At 37.7% G+C, this 24,081-nt stretch carries 20 protein-coding genes; 17 read left to right on the forward strand and 3 right to left on the reverse strand.

The features are described from left to right. Positions 1–116: 116 nt before the first annotated feature. The 3 genes from ABDZ84_RS20520 (at position 117) to ABDZ84_RS20530 (ending at position 1,663) form a co-directional block, all read left to right on the forward strand. Positions 117–551, forward strand: a complete 435-nt coding sequence (locus ABDZ84_RS20520) for a disulfide oxidoreductase (RefSeq protein WP_026680599.1) — start codon at positions 117–119, stop codon at positions 549–551. Continuing rightward, positions 552–1,031 (forward strand): thioredoxin family protein, encoded by a 480-nt coding sequence (locus ABDZ84_RS20525; protein ID WP_026680600.1) that lies wholly within the window; start codon positions 552–554, stop codon positions 1,029–1,031. A gap of 380 nt (positions 1,032–1,411) precedes the next feature. Further along, entirely contained in the window at positions 1,412–1,663 is a 252-nt protein-coding gene (locus ABDZ84_RS20530; RefSeq protein ID WP_343782827.1) for a hypothetical protein, read from the forward strand. A 584-nt stretch (positions 1,664–2,247) separates the two neighbouring features. Here ABDZ84_RS20530 and ABDZ84_RS20535 read toward each other — a convergent pair. Further along, positions 2,248–2,742 (reverse strand): antibiotic biosynthesis monooxygenase family protein, encoded by a 495-nt coding sequence (locus tag ABDZ84_RS20535; RefSeq protein WP_026680601.1) that lies wholly within the window; start codon positions 2,740–2,742, stop codon positions 2,248–2,250. A 157-nt stretch (positions 2,743–2,899) separates the two neighbouring features. Here ABDZ84_RS20535 and ABDZ84_RS20540 point away from each other — a divergent pair, with 157 nt between their 5' ends. The 5 genes from ABDZ84_RS20540 to hemY all read left to right on the forward strand — a co-directional run bounded on the left by ABDZ84_RS20540 (position 2,900) and on the right by hemY (position 9,267). After that, on the forward strand, positions 2,900–3,274 hold the full coding sequence (locus ABDZ84_RS20540; protein WP_166530695.1) for a hypothetical protein: 375 nt from the start codon (positions 2,900–2,902) through the stop codon (positions 3,272–3,274). 298 nt (positions 3,275–3,572) lie between these two features. Further along, entirely contained in the window at positions 3,573–5,744 is a 2,172-nt protein-coding gene (locus ABDZ84_RS20545; protein WP_121604865.1) for a transglycosylase domain-containing protein, read from the forward strand. A 102-nt stretch (positions 5,745–5,846) separates the two neighbouring features. Continuing rightward, complete coding sequence (gene hemE, locus ABDZ84_RS20550; protein ID WP_026680604.1) at positions 5,847–6,887, forward strand: uroporphyrinogen decarboxylase; 1,041 nt, start codon at positions 5,847–5,849, stop codon at positions 6,885–6,887. Positions 6,888–6,925: 38 nt separating this feature from the next. Then, complete coding sequence (hemH, locus tag ABDZ84_RS20555) at positions 6,926–7,867, forward strand: ferrochelatase (protein ID WP_026680605.1); 942 nt, start codon at positions 6,926–6,928, stop codon at positions 7,865–7,867. Further along, the gene (gene hemY / locus ABDZ84_RS20560) at positions 7,864–9,267 is read left to right on the forward strand and encodes a protoporphyrinogen oxidase (protein WP_026680606.1); all 1,404 of its coding nucleotides are present in this window, start codon (positions 7,864–7,866) and stop codon (positions 9,265–9,267) included. The genes hemH and hemY overlap by 4 nt, the downstream gene beginning before the upstream one ends. Before the next feature lie 460 nt (positions 9,268–9,727). Here hemY and yhfH read toward each other — a convergent pair whose 3' ends face one another. Beyond that, the gene (yhfH, locus tag ABDZ84_RS20565) at positions 9,728–9,856 is read right to left on the reverse strand and encodes a protein YhfH (protein WP_080668645.1); all 129 of its coding nucleotides are present in this window, start codon (positions 9,854–9,856) and stop codon (positions 9,728–9,730) included. A 100-nt stretch (positions 9,857–9,956) separates the two neighbouring features. Here yhfH and ABDZ84_RS20570 point away from each other — a divergent pair, with 100 nt between their 5' ends. The 5 genes from ABDZ84_RS20570 (at position 9,957) to ABDZ84_RS20590 (ending at position 14,924) form a co-directional block, all read left to right on the forward strand. Next, positions 9,957–10,688 carry an MBL fold metallo-hydrolase gene (locus tag ABDZ84_RS20570; protein ID WP_026680607.1) on the forward strand — a complete coding sequence of 244 codons (732 nt, stop codon included), beginning with the start codon at positions 9,957–9,959 and terminating at the stop codon, positions 10,686–10,688. 84 nt (positions 10,689–10,772) lie between these two features. Beyond that, positions 10,773–11,768 carry a lipoate--protein ligase gene (gene lplA, locus ABDZ84_RS20575; protein ID WP_026680608.1) on the forward strand — a complete coding sequence of 332 codons (996 nt, stop codon included), beginning with the start codon at positions 10,773–10,775 and terminating at the stop codon, positions 11,766–11,768. 458 nt (positions 11,769–12,226) lie between these two features. Then, positions 12,227–13,762 (forward strand): fatty acid--CoA ligase family protein, encoded by a 1,536-nt coding sequence (locus tag ABDZ84_RS20580; RefSeq protein WP_026680609.1) that lies wholly within the window; start codon positions 12,227–12,229, stop codon positions 13,760–13,762. 391 nt (positions 13,763–14,153) lie between these two features. Further along, positions 14,154–14,297, forward strand: a complete 144-nt coding sequence (locus ABDZ84_RS20585; protein WP_161629266.1) for a hypothetical protein — start codon at positions 14,154–14,156, stop codon at positions 14,295–14,297. Between the two features lie 99 nt (positions 14,298–14,396). Beyond that, positions 14,397–14,924 (forward strand): competence protein ComK, encoded by a 528-nt coding sequence (locus tag ABDZ84_RS20590; protein WP_121604867.1) that lies wholly within the window; start codon positions 14,397–14,399, stop codon positions 14,922–14,924. On the opposite strand, the gene ABDZ84_RS20595 is transcribed toward ABDZ84_RS20590, so the two are convergent. Then, positions 14,863–15,246, reverse strand: a complete 384-nt coding sequence (locus ABDZ84_RS20595) for a YhjD family protein (RefSeq protein ID WP_121604868.1) — start codon at positions 15,244–15,246, stop codon at positions 14,863–14,865. The two genes, ABDZ84_RS20590 and ABDZ84_RS20595, sit on opposite strands and share 62 nt — an antisense overlap. Before the next feature lie 209 nt (positions 15,247–15,455). On the opposite strand from ABDZ84_RS20595, the gene ABDZ84_RS20600 reads away from it, so the two are divergent. The 4 genes from ABDZ84_RS20600 (at position 15,456) to addA (ending at position 24,015) form a co-directional block, all read left to right on the forward strand. Next, complete coding sequence (locus ABDZ84_RS20600) at positions 15,456–16,112, forward strand: TVP38/TMEM64 family protein (RefSeq protein ID WP_026680610.1); 657 nt, start codon at positions 15,456–15,458, stop codon at positions 16,110–16,112. Between the two features lie 56 nt (positions 16,113–16,168). After that, positions 16,169–16,720: a signal peptidase I gene (gene lepB / locus ABDZ84_RS20605; protein ID WP_026680611.1), complete on the forward strand. Its 552-nt coding sequence runs from the start codon at positions 16,169–16,171 to the stop codon at positions 16,718–16,720. Between the two features lie 78 nt (positions 16,721–16,798). After that, positions 16,799–20,296 carry a helicase-exonuclease AddAB subunit AddB gene (gene addB, locus ABDZ84_RS20610; protein ID WP_026680612.1) on the forward strand — a complete coding sequence of 1,166 codons (3,498 nt, stop codon included), beginning with the start codon at positions 16,799–16,801 and terminating at the stop codon, positions 20,294–20,296. Then, positions 20,290–24,015 (forward strand): helicase-exonuclease AddAB subunit AddA, encoded by a 3,726-nt coding sequence (gene addA, locus ABDZ84_RS20615; protein WP_343782835.1) that lies wholly within the window; start codon positions 20,290–20,292, stop codon positions 24,013–24,015. The genes addB and addA overlap by 7 nt, the downstream gene beginning before the upstream one ends. Positions 24,016–24,081: the final 66 nt, after the last annotated feature.

Genomic DNA, 24,081 nt, shown 5'->3' on the forward strand with positions numbered 1-24,081 from the left:
ACTGACTTTATAGTTCCTTGACTGCATATTATCCACTGTTGTGCTTTTAAAGGGTGCTTACTTATAAAGAACAGTATTTTGGTGTCGATCCTATCAAAAAAGAAAGGACTTCTTCGATGGGGAAAATTTCTAAAAGAGCAGAGAATTTATTATTACTTATTTGGGCTCAGGCTTTTATTGCACTGCTAGGAAGCTTATTTTTTTCAGAAGTTATGAACTATGAACCGTGTGAGCTTTGCTGGTTTCAGCGCATATTAATGTATCCATTAGTCATTATCTATGGTGTTGCAGCAGTAAAGAAAGACCTTTCCATTGCTTTGCCCGGATTAATTATGAGTGGAATTGGAATGTTTGTTTCAACCTACCACTATTTGGTGCAAAAGTTACCAGCATTGCAGGATACAGGAGGAGCTTGTGGTCTTGTTCCGTGTAACCTTACTTATGTAAACTACTTTGGTTTTGTATCCATACCGTTTTTAGCAGGTACTGCATTCATCATTATTTTTGTGTTACACCTTATTTTATGGAAAGAGCAAAAGGAGATGAAATAAGTGAAGAAAAAAATGCTAGTATTTATTGGCGTTATCGTACTATTATTTGCCGGTCTATATTTTGTTATTGATTATAAAAATAATAAAACGGTTGAGTCAAATGAAAATCCTTATGGTGACAAGGAGCTTCATCAAGGGACAATTGATCAGTTAGATGATCCAAATTACGGGAATCAAATTCTACCAGATGACTTAAGTCAAAAGGTGGAGAGTGGCGATCCAGTTACTGTCTATTTTTATGATCCATTATGTGTACATTGTCAGAATACAACGCCTTATCTTGTGCCATTGGCTGAAGATAATAACGTGGATATGAAAAAAATGAATCTTCGTGAATTTAATGATCAGTGGAGTGCGTATGGAATAGAATCAACGCCAACCTTAATTCATTTCGAAGGTGGTAAAGAAGTAGCTCGTATTGTAGGAGATAAAGGGGAAGAAAATTTTCAATCGTTTTTTGATCAATATGTAAAAAACTAGTAAGTCATGTATTTTTTTCATAATCATGGTTTAACAGTTATAAAAAATTAGTAAACGAGAGCAAGCAACTGTATGACAGTTAGCTTGCTTTTCTTATAAGTTAAGAAAGTATAAAATCAGTGCAATGACTGGTTAAGCCAAGTAGTTATTTTGAAATGTTTGATGTATATTGGGCAATGCTCCGACTAATTACTTCGCTTTCCACGGGCGCGGCCTCAACTAACTTTGCAAAGAAGAACACGTTGCAAAGTGGATTTTCGGCTCGCGCTAATCCCGCAGGAGTCTACGTAATTAGTCTCCGCTATGAGAAAGTGCAACAATTCTTGTCATAAGAAATAGGTTGACTTTTTTTACAATGGGTAAAGTGAAAATCGCTATCCGTGAGTATAAAAACAGCTGTGTTACTTCATGCTAGCGTTGTAGAGCCTGATGATAGCGAAGGCCGGTCGCTTCAACTCCTGTGGGAAATGTTTGACCTGAAGATCCACTTTTTTGAGCGGGTTTTGCTAAAAAAGTTAGCTGAAGGACAAACCCCACGGAAAGGGAAGTGGGCAAGCCGGAGTGGTGGTCAAGCAAGCAGTAGCTATTATTCCATAATAGCTACTAGAGGAAGTGTAAATCTGAGCATTTAGTGATAAGGACTGAGCGAATTTTGCTCCGTTTTTCTTATGGTTTAGAAAGAGGCTGTATTCCACATATAGCTGGCAGTAATCCCCCACTTCAAGTAATAAGGTGAAATCTCAATATAGGTAAGTGGGGCGGCTGCCAGTAAATGTTCGATTGGTTTAAAGGCTTTTAGGTCACCCTTGTGGTACATAGAATATGTGCTATAAATTTTAGAGAAAGGTCCGTATCGACAAAAGCAGTGTATATTCGCTGCGGATTCAGAAACGACTATTCTTGAAAATTACTGTATAAAGTGAAACTTCCATCATTAGGTGTTTTGTTTATCCCCAATAATGGTTGTGAATATCAAAGGTATCTAAGCAAAGACAACATAGAGGAAGTTCCATTAATTACGGATTATAACGAGGGAATCTACAAGTGTTCATATGGGCATAGAATATGCCCAACCTACTATGGGAAAGGCAATCGTGTAAAAATCCCCGGAATTCGTGACCTCACGAGGATGCTGAATAACTGTCCATAGAAAGGTATTTTATTCCAACTGTGTTGAAAATGTCATCTTCTGAGACCTCCCCAGTTTAGTATATCCTTATTCGTCACTTAACATATGATACGTAGTAAGGAATGGTCTATCTGCGAAATAAGCCGGTGGTTTTGTTGATTGTCCTTTATGGGATTGCTTAAACTGATCCGAGTTTTTCCAGTTTTCAAAATCTTGTACTGACTTCCATTGTGTGAATACAACGTACGTATTCCCTTTTTTGGGCTTTAACAACCGGAATGCTTGAAAGCCAGGCATCATGTCTACTTCGTGTTTACGTTTTTTAAAACGATCCTCGAATACTGGCTGCCCCTCTTCCGTTACTGGAATATTATTCATAACGACATATCCCTCTTCCTGTAAATTTCCTTTGTGGATTAGAATGTCGTATTCTCTTCCTGATGCAAATATGCTTTTCTTTTCATCTTCATAATAGGCAAGTGATCCTGAATTTGAACTCATGATCCAAAGTTGTTTATCCGTATGTTTTTCTTCAAGCTTCTTTAGAAAATCTGCAGTTCCATTAGTCATAAAAGCTTTCATTATATTTCCCCTTTCTTGAATGCTCTTATAGTCATCATACCCTATACAGATACTAGTTAGTCAATATCTTTTCTTATTAAATCTTACACGTGGAAAAATAAATATTTGTCAATTTAGAAAATATGCTATGCTATACACTAGGAAAGGTGGAAGCACTATGAAACTTTCTAAAAACGTGTTAATTACGGTCCCCATTCTTTTGGTTTTATCTATATGTCTTATTTTTTTTGTTGCTCATGGAACACCATGGGGGATGGCCAATGCCAAAGCTAGTTTTAGGGATTATTTAGAAGCTAAATACGATAGCAACTTCCTTATTAAAGAACTTTCTTTTGATGTGATGCATGGAGCGTATCATGCTACTGCATATGAGGTCAGTGAACCTGAATTATTGTTTTATGTTGGTGAGAATATCGCCGACAAAAAAATTAGTGATGCATACGATATTGAGAAAATAACTCAAGCAGCACAAGCTGATGTAACTGCCATTTCGACATGCATCTTTCCAAAGCTAAGATTTCTGTTGAACTAATATCACTACAAGCTAAAGAGCTTGAGATAAATGTTTGGACAGAATATAAAGTAGAAGAATCAGTGAAGGAGAAAATTTTAGAAGAAATTATAAATAATGGTTATCTAACAAATCAGTTAATCTTTAATCGTGATTAAAACAAACTCTGCTTTGCTATAGGGGTTGTTTTTTGTTTGCATTCACATAAATCTTTCTTTAGAATCTATTTGAAATAATTATTAATTAATATGAAGTATAAAACTTTAAGATTGTAGATTTGTGTCGTATAATGTAGGTGTGAATGTGTAGAGGTGAACAAATGAGCAGAATAGAAAGAAGGAAGTCCAAGCGTTCCCACCTTGTTCGTAAATTAAAGGTAATACTTTATAGCTGTCTATTTATTATTTTTATTGGATTCTTAAGTTTTGCTGCCATTGTATTTGCAGGTAGGCTAGTAGTTGATGATGAGAAATTTTTATTAAATGCTACAACTACGATTGAAACTGAGGATGGAGAAATCATAGGTCGATTATACAATGAGAACCGCACCCTTGCTTCACTTGCTGATATCCCAAAGCATGTTCAAGAGGCGTTTATTTCGATTGAAGATAAGCGGTTTTATGGTCATGCTGGTGTCGATTTCCGTTCTGTGTTTCGGGCGATATACAAAGATATTATTGCAATGAGTAAAGTGGAAGGAGCTAGCACCATCACACAACAGCTTGCTAAGAACCTGTTTCTCACGAATGATAAAACATGGTTACGTAAGACGAAAGAAGTGATGGCAGCTGTTTACCTAGAACAAACACTTCCTAAGGAACGCATTCTTGAATTGTACTTAAATGAAATTTATTTTGGACAAGGGGTATATGGTGTAGCAACTGCTGCAAATTATTACTTTTCCAAACCAATTGAAGAATTAACGATTGCCGAAGGAGCTTTGCTGGCAGGGCTTGCTAAGGCACCAAATGGGTATTCTCCAATAAACCACCCTGACAAGGCTAAGGATAGACGTAATACTGTTTTAAGATCGATGGAGGATGCAGGTGTAATTACTACAGAACAGCGCGTTAAAGAGGAACAGAGATCTCTTGGGTTAGATGTGAATAAATGGGATCCAAAACCATGGGCTGCGAGCTATGTTGACTTTGTCATGAAGGAAGCCGCAGCTGAGCATGATCTATCATTGGAAGAACTGAAGCGCGGAGGCTATCGAATTATTGTAAATATGAATGATACTGCACAAAAAGTAGCATATGATCAGTTTAAAAACGAGAATTATTTCCCAGGTAATACTGCTGGTACACAAGGAGCCTTTGCTATGATGGAGCAGAAAACCGGAAAGATCGTATCCATTATCGGAGGTAGAGATTATCAACTAGGTGACCTGAACCGTGCTACAGTATCAAGACAACCAGGTTCGACGATGAAGCCTATTGCAGTATATGGACCAGCTATGATGCAAAAAGAAAAATTTCAGCCTTATACACTTATACCAGATCAAGAAATTGATTATGATGGTTATACGGCCAAAAATTATGACGACAATTATGAAGGAGCTGTTTCTATTTATGATGCAGTCATTCACTCAAAAAATGCACCGGCTGTTTGGCTTTTAAATGAGATTGGCATCACAAATGCTAAGCAATATTTAAGCAAACTAAACCTTTCTATAAAGGATGAAGGACTTGCAATTGCCTTAGGAGGACTGACGGAGGGAATAACCCCCATTGAGCTAATGGAAAGCTATAGCGTTTTTCCACGGAAAGGAAAAGTGATCGAATCGAATGCGATAGACCGTATCTATAATCGTAATCAAAAGCTATTATTCCATGCTAAGCCAAAGTCTACGAAAGTGTTTGATTCCCAGGTTGCCTGGAACATGACGGAGATGCTTATAGAAACAGTGGCCAGTGGAACTGCAAGTGCTGGAGATTTTTCTAAAGCATTAGCTGGAAAGACAGGGTCGACACAACATTTGCAAGTCAAAGGAAAGACAAAAGATGCGTGGTTTGCCGGTTATACACCAGAATACGTCATGGCATTATGGATGGGATATGATAAATCGGATAAGGAGCATTACTTAACTGGTGGTAGTGAATACCCAACAAGGCTTGTAAAAAGCATTTTAACGGAGTTGGATAAACAGGATTCACTTGTCCAGTCATTTACAAAACCAGAAAAGGTTACAGCTGTTCCGAAGCCGATAGTCCTCCCTGAAATCAAGAATTTACAAGCTAGTTATTCCTTTGGGAGTATATCACTAGTAAGGGGTAAGCTGACATGGGAGGGGTCTACGGATAAACGTGTCATCTATCGAATTTACCGTGATAAAGCTGGCATAGATGAGCGAATTGGCGAAGTTGAAGGTGTTACAGAATTTACGATCGATGACGCATTATTTAGATCGAAAAGGTATTATATTGTTCCTTATAACCCATTAACAAAAGTAGAAGGTAAACGCTCTAAATCAGTACAATTAACGTGGTAATTTAGACAAATTCATGACAATCAGTAAGCATTACTATACAGGTTTACTATTAATCGATATAGTTATTAGTGGCTAATGAAGTACGTGAAAAGGATGGATGGTATGTCAAAGAAAATAAATGATACGATAATTCGCGCATATAAGGGGGAAGTTACCGATTATACACCAGCTTGGTTTATGCGTCAGGCGGGGAGATCCCAACCAGAATACAGGGCTCTAAAGGAGAAGTATTCATTATTTGAAATTACGCATCAACCAGAATTATGTGCCTATGTTACTAGATTGCCCGTTGAAAATTATGGCGTGGATGCTGCGATTTTATATAAAGATATTATGTCGCCATTACCTGCTATTGGCGTCGATGTTGAAATTAAATCGGGAATTGGTCCAGTTATTCATAATCCAATTACATCTTTTCATGATGTAGAAAAGCTTGGTGCAATTAATCCGAAAGCAGATGTTCCATACGTGTTGGACACAATTCGCCTATTGACAGAAGAGCAGCTAGATGTGCCTTTAATTGGATTTAGCGGTGCCCCGTTTACGTTAGCTAGTTATATGATCGAAGGCGGACCTTCTAAAAATTACAATAAAACGAAAGCATTCATGTATCAGCAAGCAGATGCATGGTTTGCTTTAATGGACAAACTATCAGATATGGTGATAGCGTATGTGGATGCCCAGGTTGAAGCGGGAGCTCGAGTTATTCAAATCTTCGATTCCTGGGTAGGTAACTTAAATGCTGCTGATTATCGTGTGTTTATAAAACCAGTAATGACGCGTATTTTCTCCGAGTTGAGAAAGCATCAAGTACCACTAATCATTTTTGGGGTTGGTGCACGGCACTTATTACTTGAATGGAATGACTTGCCGGTGGATGTTATTGGTTTGGATTGGCGTACCTCAATTGCTGAAGCTAGACAAATCGGGGTAACCAAAGTAGTCCAAGGAAATCTTGATCCAACGATTCTACTAACGAATTGGGAAATGATTAAAACGAAAACCAAAACTATTCTGGATGAAGGCCTTGCAGATGGCAATCATGTATTTAACCTTGGTCACGGGGTTACGCCGGATATCAAACCGGCTACATTAGAAAAACTGACGGCCTTTATTCATGAATATACAGGAAAGAACAAATAATCTTTAAGCAAGAAATCTAAATGAAGAGGTGCTTGGTAATGGGAAAACAAAAATTGGGATTATTAGTAATGGCTTATGGAACACCTTATAAAGAGGAGGATATCGAACGTTATTACACGCATATTCGCCATGGGAGAAAACCAGATGAAGCTGCATTACAGGATTTAAAAGATCGTTACAAAGCAATTGGCGGAATTTCTCCATTAGCAAAAATAACAGAGCAGCAAGCAGCGGCATTAGAAGAAAATTTAAATGCTTTACAGGATGAAGTTGAATTTAAAGCTTACATCGGTCTAAAGCATATCGAACCATTCATTGAGGATGCTGTACAGCAAATGGCAAATGATGGTATTGAGGAAGCTGTTTCCATTGTATTAGCTCCTCACTATTCTACCTTTAGTGTTAAATCTTATAATCAACGAGCGAATGATGAAGCTGCTAAGCATGGCGTGACATCCATTACTTCTGTAGAAAGCTGGTATGACGAGCCAGGATTTATTAAGTATTGGGCAGATCAAATATCTGCTGTCTACGATAAAATGACAGAGGATGAGCGTGAAAAAGCAGTCCTAATTGTTTCAGCACATAGCCTGCCAGAAAAAATCTTGCAAAATGGTGACCCATACCCACAACAGTTAGAAGAAACAGCGAAGTTAATTGCTAAAGAAACGGGTATTCGTAATTATGAAATTGGTTGGCAAAGTGAAGGGAATACTCCTGATCCTTGGCTTGGACCTGATGTACAAGATCTAACAAGAGATCTTTATGAGCAAAAGGGATATCGTACATTTGTCTATGCGCCTGTCGGCTTTATTGCGGATCATTTAGAAGTACTATTTGATAATGATTATGAATGCAAAGTAGTTTGTGACGAGCTAGGAGCAACATACTATCGTCCGGAAATGCCGAATGTTCATCCCCAGTTCATTCGTACATTGTCTGAAGTTGTTTTGAAAAAAGTAAAGCGTGAAGTACAATGAAGCCAACCAAGACGATTGCAATTGTGGGTGGCGGAATAACAGGCTTATCTGCTGCCTACTATTTACAAAAAGAGATAAAAGCAAAAAATCTACCCTATGAGATTAAGCTAATTGAAGCAAATAGCCGCTTAGGTGGAAAAATAAAAACCTTGAGACGTGATGGGTTTACGATTGAACAAGGTCCGGATTCACTTCTTGTCAGAAAACAGCCTGCTGTTAAACTTGTGGAAGAATTAGGGTTACAAGAGCAAATCGTCCGTAATGCAACAGGACAATCCTATATATTGGTTAATGATAGATTACATAAGATGCCTAAAGGAACGTTTATGGGAGTTCCAAAGGATATCGGACCGTTACTCACTTCTAAGTTAATTTCACCAAAGGGTAAGGCTCGCGCGTTATTTGATTTGGTATTGCCTAAAGGGAAACAAAAGGACGATCAATCACTAGGTGCTTTTTTCCGCCGTCGATTTGGAAATGAGTTATTAGTAAATCAAATTGAGGCATTATTATCTGGAATTCACTCTGGGGATATTGACCAAATGAGTTTAAAGGCAACCTATCCGAACTTTTATCAATTGGAGCAAAAATATGGTAGTGTAATAAAGGGCTTGCAGAAAACGATGCCAAAGGCGGATAAGCGTAAAAAGAAAAATCCAGAAGGCGTATTCTTTTCCTTTACAAATGGATTGGAAACACTTGTGAATCGTTTGGAAGAAGTACTTGACGACGACATCATCTCCTTGCAAACATCTGTTGATCATGTGGAAAAAAAGGAGCATGGGTACCATTTGTTACTAAGCAATGGAAATGTGTATAAAGCTGATGCAATCATCATGGCTACACCGCATTTTACAATACCAAAAATTTTTAGCCAGTATGATTTCTTTAAACCATTTACTACTGTTCCATCTACATCTACAGCAAATGTTGTTTTAGCATTCGATCAGTCAGCTATTAAAAAGGATATTAATGGTACAGGCTTTCTAGTGTCAAGAAGCAGCGATTATCAAATCACAGCTTGTACATGGACGCATAAGAAATGGCCAACAACGACACCTAAAGGAAAGATCTTACTACGGTGCTATGTAGGGAGACCAAATGACGAGTCTGTAGTCGACTTATCTGACGATGAATTGACGGATGTTGTTTTAAATGATTTAAATAAGACCATGAAAATTAAAGCAAAGCCAGAGTTTCGCGTCATTACTCGATGGAAGAATTCACGACCGCAATATACTGTAGGACATTTGGAGCGTCTTTCTGAAGTGCGTAATGAGGCTAATAAACATGTACCAGGAGTGTTTTTAACAGGATGTTCCTTTGATGGGGCTGGTATTCCCGATTGTATTGAACAAGGTGAGCAAACCGCACAAGATGTCATATCATTCTTACAGTAATCATATATACAGTGGGCCGGATAGAAGCTGAAATTCTATTCGGCTTTTTTAGTCTAGGAAATTATAAAATTTGCCCAAGTGGATAAAGATGGGCGTGTTGAGCCTCGTCCAGCTCCAGCGCCTAGAAACTACGCGACTTCACGAACCGCCCTAATCTAAGTCAACATCGGCTCGCAAGCTCTATCTCCGTTGACTCGCTCCAGTCGCTAGGCTTCTAATCAGGCGCTTGTGCTTTTGTTTTAAGGAGAAAACCTCTGGCTGGGGGCTAGAGAGCTTATAGCTTGGCAATAAAAACTCACTTTATGGTAGGTTAAAGCTGTTGGTTTCTGGTGATTTTGATTTATCCACATTACAAAGGTCGACGGTATCGTAAATAATACGTGGGGGTGAAGGCAAAACCCCCACTGATGGAAATAGCACTTACAAAGATTATTTCTTTATCAAGAATTAAATGATAACATTATCTAGCTGGATGATCACAATCGTCACATAAATTACCGTAGCAATCTGCTTTCTCAACCATTTCATGACCACATTTACTACACTTTTTCTTAGGTAGATTTCTAAAAAACTCCATGACGTTTATCATGTGATTCCTCCTCTTGATTGAATTAAACTCATTGTAATATAACAGTATTCAATTAGTCAATACTGTGTTACAACAAAATAAAAAATAGGAGTGTATGCTTATGAAATTTACTGTTATTGGCTGCTGGGGTGGGTATCCTGCGCCAAATGGAGCAACTTCATGCTATTTACTAGAAACGAGAGGTTATAGCATGGTGCTAGATATGGGTAGTGGAGCTTTATCAAAATTGCAACAGTTTAAAGCAATTTCAGATTTGGACGTTGTCCTATTGTCTCATTATCATTACGACCATATCGCTGATATTGGAGTTCTACAGTATGCAAGATTGGTCAACTATTATATAACAGGAGTAGGCCGTGTATTACCCATTTTTGCACATACAGAGGATAGAGACGCATTTGATTCATTGACACATTCATTTACAAAGGGAATAGAATATGACCCAGCATTGCCTTTAAGCGTAGGACCGTTTACCATTACTTTTCTAAAAACGAAGCACCCAGTCCCTTGTTATGGAATGCGTATTACAGATGGTCAACATGTTATTGTATATACAGCAGACACTAGTTATCATATAGACTGGATTGATTTTGCGAAGAATGCAGATCTTTTGATTACAGATTGCAATCTTTATGCGGAACAAGATGGGACAAATGTAGGGCATATGACTAGTAGTGAAGGAGCATCAATTGCACAACAAGCTAATGTTAAACAGCTAATTTTAAGTCATTTGCCTCAGTACGGTGATAAGAATCAATTAAAAGAAGAGGCGGAACAGATTTATCAAGGTGTAATACAAATTGCAAAAGAAGGTTTGGTTTGGGAGCGCTAGGTTTATTTTTTGATTACTACTCTTATTTACATTAAACTAAAGCTATACCAAATACCTATTTTTATGTTGAAGGGAGTATAAACGATGAAGTTTATTGACAATAAAGGGATTACAGACCCATCAATTAATCTTGCACTTGAAGAATATGTATTGCAAAATTTTGGTGAGAAAGATACATATTTACTATTTTATGTGAATGCTCCATCTATTATTATCGGTCGGAATCAAAATACGATCGAAGAAATAAATACACAATATGTAGATGATAACGGCATTAAAGTCGTCCGTAGATTATCAGGTGGCGGAGCAGTATACCATGATGAAGGTAACTTAAACTTTAGCTTCATAACGAAAGATGATGGAAATAGCTTTCAAAATTTTGCTAAATTTACACAACCAGTGGTTGATGCTTTAAATAAACTTGGTGTGCCAGCTGAACTACAAGGGAGAAATGACCTTACTGTAGAAGGTCGGAAAATTTCAGGGAATGCCATGTATTCAACCAAAGGGAAAATGTTCAGCCATGGTACACTTATGCTGGATTCTGAAATAGAAAATGTTGTTTCTGCATTAAAAGTTAAAAAAGAAAAGATTGAGTCAAAGGGAATTAAGTCAATCCGTAGTCGTGTTGCTAACATTTCAGAATTTCTTGAGAAAAAAATTACCGTTGATGAATTTAAAGAGATTATTCTGCGACATGTATTCGACGTAGAGGATGTTGCTGATGTTCCGCGCTATGAGTTAACTGAGGAAGATTGGGAAAATGTCCATCAAATATCGCGTGAGCGCTATCAAAATTGGGAATGGAACTATGGGAAATCACCATCCTTCAACATTCAAGCATCACATAAATTCCCTGCTGGTCTTGTTGATGTGCGACTAGATGTTAAAAAAGGTGTCATTGGAAATTGTAAAATTTATGGGGATTTCTTTGGTATTGGTGAAATAAAAGTCATGGAAGAAAAGTTAGTAGGTGTTCGTCATAATCGCCAAGCTCTGGAAGAAGCATTGGCAAATGTTGATGTATCTCATTACTTAGGAAAAATTTCTAAAGATGATTTTATTAATTTAATTTATTAAATGAAGATAATTGTTAAGCCTAGGGCTTTTTAGAAGTTCAATTAGAGCCGTCATCTTTTCACGGACAGCTGCAGCTTTTACAGGAATCAAACTCGCTCCTAGCGGGATCTTCAGCAGTTGCTGCTTCCGCAGGGGCGACGGCTCCATTACTATCTATCTACTTTGTCTATTCGTTTTATAGAGAAAAAAAGAAATCCAACTAAGGATGTCTTTTTTTTGGCCTAATTTGCTTTTAACACAGTGATCTCCTTACTGTGAAGGAATAGAATTTGAATTTCTCACAATTTGTTAACGCTTGCACTTGAAATGATAAAAATCGTAATTTATACTAAAATAGTAAAATAATTCATATGTTTTTGAAGATAGAGGAATAGCCAAAGTAATGGGAAGTATTCTTCTATTAAAAAATGCTGCATAATGAATGATTATTCATTCATTATGCATGAGGAGGATTAGCAGTGAATTTAAGTGAACAATTAGCTGTTACTGCAAAAAAGTATCCTGACAAGACGGCATATGTGTTTCAACATAAAGAAACGTCTTATTTTGAACTGAATCATGCTGTTTCGCTATTTGCCTCTGGCCTAGCATCCTTAGGATACAAGAAAGGAGATCATGTTGCCTTAGTTGTTGGTAATAGTCCTTATTATGTCATTGGTCTGTATGGCGCGTTACGACTTGGTCTAGTTATTATTCCAATTAATCCTTTATATACATCAAGTGAAATGACATATATAGTGAAGAATGGAGATGTCAAGGCTGTTATTACAATGGATGTATTATTGGAAAAGTTTCATGCAATCGATGATCAATTACCTGCGATTAATCATTACATAGTCTGCGACTCCGAGAAAAACGTATCATCACCACTCTTTCTTCAAGAAAAAACAAAAGCATTTACTGAAATTTTAGCTCTTGGAGAAACAAGCTTTATAGACCCTTCTTTGGATCAAGAGGATTTGGCTATTATCCTATATACCTCTGGAACGACAGGAACACCTAAGGGAGCGATGCTCTCACATAAAAACTTATATTCTAATGCAAAAGATACAGCAGATTATTTAACAATAAATAATCAAGACCGTGTGATTGCTGCATTACCTATGTTTCACGTTTTTTGTTTAACGGTTTCGTTGAACGCTCCATTAATGAATGGTGGAACAGTACTGATTTTGCCTAAATTTTCACCTACGGATGTGTTTCAAGTTAGTAAACAATATCAAGCCACGATTTTCGCTGGTGTACCTACAATGTATAATTACTTGGTACGAAGTGGGAAAGAGATGGTAGATCATTTTTCTACGATTCGTTTATGTATTTCTGGCGGCGCATCTATGCCTGTGGCTCTTTTAAAGTCCTTTGAGGAGATCTTCCATGTGAAGGTTTCAGAAGGGTACGGGTTATCTGAGGCCTCACCAGTAACTTGTTTTAACCCATTGGATCGTCCGCGCAAACCAGGATCTATTGGTAGAAGTATCCTTCACGTGGAAAACAAAGTAGTTGATGAGTTTGGCGAAGAAGTACAGGTGGGAGAAGTAGGCGAACTTGTTGTTCGTGGACCAAACGTTATGCTAGGCTATTATAAAATGCCGGAAGAATCGGCAATTGCTTTAAAGGATGGTTGGCTTTATACAGGAGATATGGCTCGAATGGATGATGAAGGGTACTTCTATATCGTTGATAGGAAAAAAGACATGATTCTTGTGGGTGGGTATAATGTATATCCAAGAGAAGTGGAAGAGGTTTTATACGCCCATCCAGGTGTTTCCGAGGTTGCTGTTATCGGTGTTCCCGATAGTCAAACTGGAGAGGCTGTATGCAGCTTCGTTGTGGTTAATGATTCTTCTATAACAGAGGACGAGTTATTGGAATACTGTGCTACCTATCTAGTAAAATATAAAATTCCTTCCACTGTTGAATTTCTTGAGGAATTACCTAAAAATACGACAGGAAAGATATTACGAAAAAATTTAAGATCGCATACACGAAATTGAGAAGAAAAAATGGCTGGGACAAGAGAATGAAGAAACAATTAAAAACGAAAACGAACGATGATTATTTTTGATTAATTATCGTTCGTTTTTTGATCAGAATCATTCATTTAGCACCTGAAATAAGCGAGACTCCGGCGGTAACAGCACGCGTCCGAAGATCCACGTATTAACGTGTTTTTCTTTACCAAAGTTAGCTGAGGCCGTGCCCGCGGAAAACGAATATAGTTTCACGGTGCGGCGATGATACTCCTATTGATAATATGATTATTCGTATTTTGAGTAAAGAAGTTGTGTTTTGTCCCAGCCTCTTTTTTGTTGTGGGATAAGACTGAACAAATAATGTATGGTTGTGTATAAATTGAGAGAGAATAGAGATAAGAGGTGATAAGGGATGAACTTATACGAAGATGAAGAGAAGGAGCTTGCTACTTTTACATGGTTAAATCCTGAGTTTGATGTATCTCAGAAACAGGAGCAAACCACTCCATCGCATTATGAATTAAAACATGAGGGTGATGCAGAAAACAATCGTTGAATTTTGTGAAGATATTGTTTTTATCTTCCATTTTCTCTATAATTTTGATAAATTAATATATAAGCCACTTTCTTTTCTTCGGAAAGGATGAGCATTTTAATGTTGAATTTGTATACATCTACACCAGAAATCACCCCACTGACTGTTGCTCTTGTTGCCCAACGTGATTCCAAAGATAACCCCATTACTATGGTATTAGAAGAAGAAGCTGAATATCCAGTCAGCTTTTCTCCTAGCAAAATTGTCGATCATGCTTGTAAGTTTTTTGGTGCAAGTTTAAAAGGTCGACAAGAGGGTACCAAAGATATCTGTGGAATTACACATAAAGCACCAATCACAATTGATCCAATTAGTGGCATGTATTTCTTCCCGACTACATCCCCTTCAAGCTCCAAATGTTCATGGATTGCACACTCCCATATTGATCAAGTTCTTAAAGCAGCTAATTATGGTACAGAAATCCTGTTTAAGAATGGCAAGCGTGTATTTCTTGATATCTCCTATGGTTCTGCGCTAAATCAGGTTCAACGAACTGCGCAGTTTCGCTATCTTTTAGATAATCGTATTAGGTTTTTGCAGAAGCATATTGATCGGACTGCCCCTTTTCCATTAATTCCTCAAGAATAGTTAGGACTTTTTTTCGAATAGCAGGGTTAAAATAATTCCGTTTTTCCTCACGACCTCGGCAGAGGAATAAATACGAAGAAAATGAATCATTTTTTTCTAATGTAACGACCTTTATTTGTTTATGAAGCATAGTACTTCGTAACACTCTGCGTTCATTGACTGCTTCTGCCTCCATTCTTTTCAAAAGTCCCATATAATGCTCTGTGATTTTAAACGCTCCTTTTTGGAAATGTTGCATGTCTTGTTGTATAACGACCATGGCCATCGATAGGAACAGAAAGCGAGAAGCAATCGTTAATTCTTCTTCGTTTAGATAGCGCATGACAATCTCCCTCCTTGACAAGAACGTTTGTTCTTGTTCATAGTATATGCAAAAATTAATAAACTAATCAATGGTAACTATTAGAAATGAAAAGAAAGTGGCAAATTAAGGATATGACTATGCATAATTAGATGTTTACATTAAAATAAAAATAGATAGACTTAAAAATAGGATAAAGTGACATTTACATATTGAGGAGATTTTACTACATGTATTTATTAGACATCCAACTTTCGGATTGGAAAACAATGATTGAAAATGACAATTTCGATGAATATATTATGCACTTGCTTCATAATTACGAGAATTTAGGGCCACTACCAGGGATATTGTTGCCATTCATTGAAGCGTTTCTCCCTTTTCTTCCATTGGTTGTATTTGTATTTGCCAATGCAGCGGCATATGGGTTGCTTGAAGGCTTTTTATTATCATGGGCAGGGTCAGCACTGGGCGCTATCTTAGTATTTTTAGTCATTCGCAAGCTTGGTAATAAACGAATTTTTAAAACGATTCGAGGGAATAAACAAGTAAAGAAAGTGACAACCTGGTTGGAGCGACATGGATTTGGACCACTTTTCTTATTAATGTGTTTTCCTTTTTCACCATCCTCTGTCATCAATGTTGTTTCAGGCTTGTCGAAAATTAGTAAGCAACAGTTTATTCTTGCTGTAATTATGGGGAAATCGGTGATGATCTTTTCCATTGCTTATGTAGGCTCAAGTATTATGGAATTTGCTAAAAATCCGGTGAAGACTATAATTGTTGGAGGTTGCATCGTCCTTTTTTGGATTATTGGTAAGTATATCGAGAAGCGTTTGCAGAAAAAGGCGCTTGAAAAAGATGAAATAGGCTCTGAAAAGGGTTAAGACACTGTCCTCCAGGGTATGATGTAAAGAGAACATACTCTGGAGGAAGGTTTGGCATGAAAAAAATAAAATATCGAAAAGTGATTCCACTTGTATTGCTTGGGATCATAGTTGCGATGGTATTCCGTTCTGTGATTTTTGCTAGTTATGTTGTAGACGGAGAATCCATGCAGCCAACATTAAACGATGGTAACTTATTAATGGTTAATAAAGTCGTCTACGATCTAACGGATGTGGATCGTTTTGATGTCATCGTGTTTCACGCTAATAAACAGGAGGACTATGTAAAACGTGTAATAGGTGTTCCTGGGGATGAAATAAAATATAAGGACGATAACTTATATATAAATGGAAAATATGTAGAAGAACGATTTTTAAGTGAGTTCGTTCAGGCAAGTAATGGAAAACCATACACCAAAAACTTTACCTTAGAAGAAATTACGGGTAAAACAGAGGTTCCAGAAGGAAAACTATTTGTAATGGGCGATAATCGTGATAATAGTCTGGACAGCAGATCGTTTGGGTTTATTTCACAAACACAGCTTGTAGGGAAAGTAGATGTGAAATATTGGCCGCTTTCTCAAGCAAGTTTAAGCCTTGGCAAATAGTTATGTAGTAGCTCTCATCTTTGGTAAAATAAAAGGATGAGAGCTTTTTAAATTGGAGAAGGAAATGGGGGAAACATTATGGGACTCCGTTTTATTACTGGACGAGCAGGAACGGGGAAAAGCGGCCGTTCATTGGATGAGATGAAAGCCAAATTAATTCAGGAACCACAAGGTCCACCTATATTCTATATCGTTCCAGATCAAATGACATTTCAACAGGAGTATACACTGTTTAATGATAAAGATATTCGCGGGAGTATTCGTGCTCAAGTAGCAAGCTTTTCAAGGCTGGCTTGGAGGGTGCTGCAGGAAACAGGAGGCGGGACGAAGCAGTTTATTAGTACGGTTGGTATTCAAATGATGCTACGCAAAATTATAGAAGAAAAACAAGATGAGTGGCATGTTTTCCAAAAAGCAATGGAAAAACAAGGTTTTTTACATCAATTAGAAACAATGATAACGGAGTTTAAGCGATATACCATTACACCAGAGCTATTGCATGCGCAAATTGAACAAATTGGTCAATACGTACATAAGGAGCCTGGGGAAGAGGCGTTAGCGAATAAGCTTGAGGATTTAGTATATATCTATGAAAAATTACTATTTGCTTTGCAAGATAAATATATAGATGGCGAGGATCAACTGCAATTACTTGCTGATAAGATCAAAGAATCGCAATTATTACATGAAGCAGAGATATACGTTGATGGGTTTCATCGGTTTACACCAAAAGAAATGATGGTAGTAGAAGCACTTATGAAAAAATGCAAACGTGTAACTGTCGCGTTAACTGTGGAGCAGCCAGAGGGGGACGGTGTGTCTGAATTGGATTTATTTTACCAGACAACGGAAACCTACCAAGCACTTAAGCAAACTGCGGAAATGAATGACGTAATGATAGAAGAGACCGTTGAACTTGACCCTGAATATGGAAGATTTCGAGATCGGCCTTACTTTGCACATTTGGAAAAAAATTTTGATGTCCGACCTGTCCCTCACTATGATGGGCAAGTTCCACTGCAAATTGCAGAAGCAGTCCATCCCCGAGCAGAAGTAGAAGGAGCAGCTCAAGAGATTGTTCGACTTGTTAGGGAAGAGGGCTATCGTTATCGTGATATTGCGCTGTTTATTCGGCAAACCGATACGTACCATGATTTAATTGCAACGCTCTTTAATGATTATGACATTCCAGTTTTTATTGATGAAAAAAGAACCATGCAGAATCATGCGCTAATTGAATTGATTCGTTCTTTATTAGATATGGTAGAAGGAAATTGGCGATATGATGCTGTTTTTCGCGTACTCAAAACTGGTTTTATTCCAAGTTTAAATAAGGAATATCCGCTAAACCCTGACGCAATAGATGAATTAGAAAATTATGTACTAGAGTATGGAATTAGATCAAGAGAGCACTGGCTAGGAGAAGAAGAGTGGGTGTTTCAAAGATTTCGAGGATTTGACCAAATGGCGCAAACAGATATGGAAAGAGATACACAAGCAAGAATAAATCATTATCGTAACCAAGTGGCGCAGGCATTAGGAAACTTCGATACGCAAATGAGAGACGCTTCAACCGTTCAGGAAAAATGTGAAACCATTTATTTATTACTAGAGGAATTACAAGTTCCCGTTCGATTAGAGGAAATACGTACGGATTATGATAATGTTGGAGAGCTTGAAAAAGGAAGGGAACAGGAGCAGGTATGGGATGCTGTCATTCAATTGTTTGATGAAATCGTTGAGATGGCTGGAGAAGAGGAAATGTCACTAACTACGTTTCGAAAAACATTAGAAGCTGGTTTCGAGACGTTAACGTTTGCTCATGTTCCGCCAAGTATGGACCATGTCATAGTTGGTTCTATCGATCGTTCTCGAATCAGTGGAATAAAATGTGGTTTCCTTCTCGGTGTAAATGAAGGCGTTTGGCCAATGAAACCACCAACTGATGGATTGATAAATGAACAGGAAAGAGAAATGCTGGCTGGTCATGGATTAAAGCTAGCAGAAAGTAGCAAGCGCCAATTACTTGATGATTGGTTCTATATGTATATAGCATTTACGGTAGCTAGAGACAGATTGTGGATTAGTTATCCTTTAAGTGATGATGAAGGAAAGGCAAAGATGCCTTCACAGCTGATTAAGCGTATGGAGGATCTATTTCCAAGCTCCAGTGACCACTTGGTTTTGCAGGATCCTGATGAATTATTAGATGCAGGTCGATTTATAACGACACCAACGAAGACAAGAGCTGCTTTAACAGCTCAGTTAGCTAGATATCAAAAAGGCTACCCTGTTAGGAGCATATGGTGGTATGTACTGAATTGGTATATGGAGCATCACAAGAAGTATCATACGACGTATCGAATTTTACAAAGTTTATTCTATCAAAATAAACCTACCGACTTGTCTAGTGAAACCATTGATCAGCTTTATCCAAAACAGGTAAAGGCGAGTGTTTCTCGATTAGAGACATATTATCGATGTTCATACCAGCACTTTGCAAAATACAGTTTAGGACTTGAAGAGCGTAGAACATACAAGTTAGATGCACCAGATATTGGACAATTATTCCATGAAGCGTTAAAAACCATTACAGAATGGGTTCAAAGCGAAGGTAGAGATTTTTCACACTTGAACCAGTCTGATGCAGCTAATTATGCGTCTAAGGCTGTAAGCCATTTAGCGCCAGTACTGCAGCATCAGATTCTACACAGTTCTAACCGTTATAAATACATTCAACAAAAGCTGGAAGAAGTTATCGCACGAGCGGCTTTTGTATTAAGTGAGCAGGCAAGACAAAGTAATTTCTCTCCAGTTGGGTTAGAATTAGGTTTTGGTAAAAATCAGAAGCTGCCACCATTAACGATTACGTTGGAGAATGGTTTTGAGTTAATGCTACGAGGTAGAATTGATCGTGTCGACAGAGCAATAAAGGATGATGAACTATTTTTACGAATTATAGATTATAAGTCTAGTGCCAAAGGACTTAACCTAATGGAAGTTTATTATGGTCTAGCTCTACAAATGCTTACGTATTTAGATGTGGTGTTAACGCACTCTGAAAAGTGGCTAGGGGTTCAAGCGACACCAGCAGGAGTATTATACTTCCATGTCCATAATCCAATGATTACAGGAAAAGGGAGACTTGATGATGCCTCCATCGCGGAAGAATTGTTTAAGAAATATAAAATGCAAGGATTACTATTATCAGACGAAGAAATTGTGAAATGGATGGATACTGCATTAGATTCTGGAGCTAGCCAAATTGTTCCTGCAGGTGTAAAGAAAAAGGGTGGCTTTTATAGTTATTCCAAAATAGCAGATCAACAAACATTCGCTAGTTTACAAAATCATATGCATCGACTTATGGCTAAAGCTGGTATTGATATGACTACAGGGGGAGTTGATTTAAACCCTTATCAGCATAAGCAGCAAGTTGCATGTACATATTGCCCATTCCATGCTGTATGTCAGTTTGATTCAACCATAGCAACGAATGATTACAGAAAGCTAACCGACTTAAAGGATGAAGATATCCTTAACCGTATTCAGAGAGAGGAGGGCGATTCATGGTAAGCTGGACAAAAGAACAAGAGGAAGCAATATATACCAGTGGGAGCGATGTACTCGTTGCAGCGGCAGCAGGTTCAGGGAAGACCGCTGTACTCGTTGAACGAATAATACAGAAGCTCCTTAATAAAGAGAACCCAGTAGATATCGATTCTCTACTCGTAGTAACCTTTACAAATGCTGCAGCCCAAGAAATGCGTAAGCGAGTTGGCGCAGCTCTTGAAAAGGCTTTGGCTGAAGACCCATCTTCCCAACATCTAAAGAAACAATTATCCCTACTACAACGGGCATCGATATCCACACTGCATTCCTTTTGTCTTGAAGTTGTACGTCAATATGCATATTTATTAGATATTGATCCTTCATTTCGCATTGCTAATGAAATGGAAGTAGATTTAATGAAACAAGAGGTAATGGATGATTTGTTTGAGGATTGGTATGGTGCAGATGGCGCTGACCAGGCATTATTTTTTCAAGTCGTAGATCGTTTTTCGAGTGACCGTAGTGATGCTGAAGTAGAAGACTTAATCCTTTCTCTCTATTCGTTTGCTGTACAGAATCCTTGGCCTGATCACTGGCTAGATCAATTAGCAAATGCGTATGATGTATCAGAAAATGATGAGCAAATAGATCTTTATTGGTTAAATATACTTAAGCGTGAGGTGGAAGGGAAGTTTGAAGCTATTCAGCAAGAAATGCTACTTGCTATGAATATAACAAAAGAAAATGACGGACCGTACCAGTATGCGAATACGATAGAAGAAGATATAGCTATGTTGCAGGAAGTTAAACGAGTTCAAGGTGATTGGAATCAACTTTATAATTTCATGAAAGACTACACATTTTCAAAACTATCGAGTCAACGTGTTGAAGTAAATGAGGAGAAAAAAAAGCATGTTCAAAAGCTAAGAAATAGCTATAAAAAACGTTGGAATGATATGAAGCAGGACTGGTTTAGTAGAGATTTAGCTAGTCATTTAGAAGATATGCGTGAAATGGCGCCAGTAATTAAACAATTGACGGAGTTAGTGAAGGAATTTAAACAACGCTTTACAAAAGAGAAGCGGGAGCGAGCAATGGTAGATTTCACGGACCTCGAACATTATTGCTTACAGTTATTAAATGAAGATGATTCAACCGAGTCACCAACACCATCAAAAGTGGCAGTTGGATTTCAACGACGATTTTCTGAATTACTCATCGATGAATATCAGGATACTAACCTAGTACAAGAGACCATTCTACATTTATTAAGTGATCAAATTGGTAAGGGAAATCGATTTATGGTAGGAGATGTAAAGCAAAGTATTTACCGTTTTCGACATGCGGAGCCGTCTTTGTTTATTGGTAAGTATAAACGATTTGCTGCTAATACTAATTCGGGAAAACGCATTGATTTAGCCAGAAACTTTAGAAGTAGAGAGCAAGTTTTAACTGGAACGAATTATATCTTTCGACAAATTATCGATGAAGCTCTTGGTGAAATAAACTATGATGAAAATGCGGAGCTAATTTATGGCAATAAAATGTATGATGAATATCCTTATAGTCAGCCAAATCCAGAGTTGGTAATTATAGATCGCCATATTGATGAACAAGAAGAAAGTATGGAGGAAGTGGACTTCCGAGATTTGGAAAAGGCAGAGCTTGAAGCTAGAGTATATGCTAAAAAAATTAAAAATTGGATTGGTCAAGCAGATCAAGCACCTTTGCAAGTGGTTGATAAGGAAACAAACGCCCAAAGGGATATGCAATATCGGGATGTTGTCATTCTGCTTCGGTCGATGACATGGGCTCCGGCTATTACAGATGAGTTGAAAAAACAAGGTATTCCTGTATATGCAGAATTATCAACAGGTTATTTTGAAGCAATTGAAATAAAGGTAATGATTAGCCTTTTAAAAGTGATTGATAATCCGAGACAGGACATCCCATTAGCGTCAGTATTACGTTCACCAATAGTTGGTTTAAATGAAGAAGAATTGGCAGCAATTCGATTAGCAGGAAAGAATCTTTCGTTTTATGATGCATTAAAAAACTATGTTAAGCAGCATACAAATGAAACTGCAAAAAGGCTTCAACGTTTTGTTGACAATCGGGAAAGATACCGTTTAGCATCTAGGCAAGGTTCTTTATCTGAGTTGATTTGGCAGATTTTTCGAGAAACAGGGTATTACGACTTTGTTGGAGGTATGCCAGGAGGCAGACAACGACAGGCGAATCTCCGAGCTCTCTATGATCGAGCGCGAACGTATGAAAAAACGTCATTTCGTGGATTATTTCGATTCCTACGCTTTATCGAGCGAATGGAAGAACGAGGGGATGACCTTGGAGCAGCAAGGGCTCTGAGTGAACAAGAGGACGTTGTACGTATTATGACGATTCATAAAAGTAAGGGACTTGAATTCCCTGTAGTGCTTTTAGGGGGGATGGATAAACAATTTAATTTGATGGATTTAAATCAGAAATACTTATTGCATAAGGATTATGGTTTTGCCAGTAAATACATCGACCCAGTTAAGCGAATTAGCTATCCAACACTGTATTATCAAGCGTTAAAGCGTGAAAAATTGAGGGAGCAGCTCGCAGAGGAAATGCGTGTACTTTATGTTGCATTAACTCGCGCAAAAGAAAAACTTGTCATGATAGGGAGTGTACCATCTTTAGAGAAAAAAATAGAGAAATGGGAGAAAATAAGGGAGCATCATGAATGGGTACTTCCTTCGTACTTCCGCATCGAATCAAAAACCTATCTGGATTGGGTTGGTCCAGCGCTCTTACGTCATCGTGACTGCGAAATGTTACGATTAGGCGATACCTCAAAAATGTCGAATGAAACGATAGAGCATGATCCGTCACATTGGGATGTGACCATTATTCATGGAAGTGAGCTGGTCAATAATACGGAACCTAATAAGGACAATGATGTGCAATTATATGAGCACATTTCTAAATGGAAGCCGTTGGATTTAACAGATAATGAACTCAAATATATCGTTGATCAACGTTTGCAATTTACGTATCCCTATCGAGAGGCTGCGACCTCAAGGGCAAAACAAACAGTAACTGAAATTAAAAGGCAACAGGAAATAAAGGATGAATATAGTTCTGATCAGCTTGTAGCTACATTTCAAAAGCCGATTGTTAAACGACCAGTATTTATGCAAAAGGAAAAATCAATGATTTCAGCTGAAAAAGGAACTGCAATGCACACAGTCATGCAGCATTTACCTATTAAACGAGTATTAAATGGTTTGCAAATAGAGGAAGAAATTGAAAAAATGATAGAAAAAGAGATTATAGGAAGACAAGAAGCAGGCCAGATTGACATCCATGCAATTGAGCAATTTTATCATACACCGATTGCTGCATTTATCATGGGTGGACCTAAATTCTATCGCGAGGTACCATTTAGTCTTGCATTGCCAGCAAGTGAAGTTTATACAACATGGCACGCACCAGAAGAAAATGTGCTAATACAAGGGGTAATCGATTGTCTTATTCCAAAAGAAGATGGTTGGATAATGATCGATTATAAAACGGATGCCATTAATGCTGAATGGACAGAGCAAGTCAAGGAAAAAATGCTACACCGTTATTTTACGCAAATGAAGCTTTATCGATATGCTGTTGAAACGATTTGGAAACAGCCTGTAAAGGAAACATATTTGTATTTCTTTGCGAAAAATCAACTTGTTGAAGTGCCACAGGAATTAAAAAGCTAGGCTAATAGTAGAGTAAAGCAAAATTCTGTTTTGTTATGTACAAGGGGGTGCGACATACTAAAACGG

Origin of the sequence: Virgibacillus salarius (genome assembly GCF_039521925.1) — a bacterium.
GTDB lineage: Bacteria > Bacillota > Bacilli > Bacillales > Amphibacillaceae > Virgibacillus > Virgibacillus salarius.

Bases quoted from the DNA above. Each gene is read 5' to 3' on its own strand.
- hemE (WP_026680604.1), top strand. From the start codon at position 5,847: ATGTCAAAGAAAATAAATGATACGATAATTCGCGCATATAAGGGGGAA.
- ABDZ84_RS20600 (WP_026680610.1), top strand. From the start codon at position 15,456: ATGTATTTATTAGACATCCAACTTTCGGATTGGAAAACAATGATTGAA.
- hemY (WP_026680606.1), top strand. From the start codon at position 7,864: ATGAAGCCAACCAAGACGATTGCAATTGTGGGTGGCGGAATAACAGGC.
- ABDZ84_RS20535 (WP_026680601.1), bottom strand. From the start codon at position 2,742: ATGAAAGCTTTTATGACTAATGGAACTGCAGATTTTCTAAAGAAGCTT.
- ABDZ84_RS20595 (WP_121604868.1), bottom strand. From the start codon at position 15,246: ATGCGCTATCTAAACGAAGAAGAATTAACGATTGCTTCTCGCTTTCTG.
- lepB (WP_026680611.1), top strand. From the start codon at position 16,169: ATGAAAAAAATAAAATATCGAAAAGTGATTCCACTTGTATTGCTTGGG.
- ABDZ84_RS20540 (WP_166530695.1), top strand. From the start codon at position 2,900: ATGAAACTTTCTAAAAACGTGTTAATTACGGTCCCCATTCTTTTGGTT.
- hemH (WP_026680605.1), top strand. From the start codon at position 6,926: ATGGGAAAACAAAAATTGGGATTATTAGTAATGGCTTATGGAACACCT.
- ABDZ84_RS20585 (WP_161629266.1), top strand. From the start codon at position 14,154: ATGAACTTATACGAAGATGAAGAGAAGGAGCTTGCTACTTTTACATGG.
- lplA (WP_026680608.1), top strand. From the start codon at position 10,773: ATGAAGTTTATTGACAATAAAGGGATTACAGACCCATCAATTAATCTT.
- ABDZ84_RS20520 (WP_026680599.1), top strand. From the start codon at position 117: ATGGGGAAAATTTCTAAAAGAGCAGAGAATTTATTATTACTTATTTGG.
- ABDZ84_RS20590 (WP_121604867.1), top strand. From the start codon at position 14,397: ATGTTGAATTTGTATACATCTACACCAGAAATCACCCCACTGACTGTT.
- ABDZ84_RS20570 (WP_026680607.1), top strand. From the start codon at position 9,957: ATGAAATTTACTGTTATTGGCTGCTGGGGTGGGTATCCTGCGCCAAAT.
- yhfH (WP_080668645.1), bottom strand. From the start codon at position 9,856: ATGATAAACGTCATGGAGTTTTTTAGAAATCTACCTAAGAAAAAGTGT.
- addA (WP_343782835.1), top strand. From the start codon at position 20,290: ATGGTAAGCTGGACAAAAGAACAAGAGGAAGCAATATATACCAGTGGG.
- ABDZ84_RS20545 (WP_121604865.1), top strand. From the start codon at position 3,573: ATGAGCAGAATAGAAAGAAGGAAGTCCAAGCGTTCCCACCTTGTTCGT.
- addB (WP_026680612.1), top strand. From the start codon at position 16,799: ATGGGACTCCGTTTTATTACTGGACGAGCAGGAACGGGGAAAAGCGGC.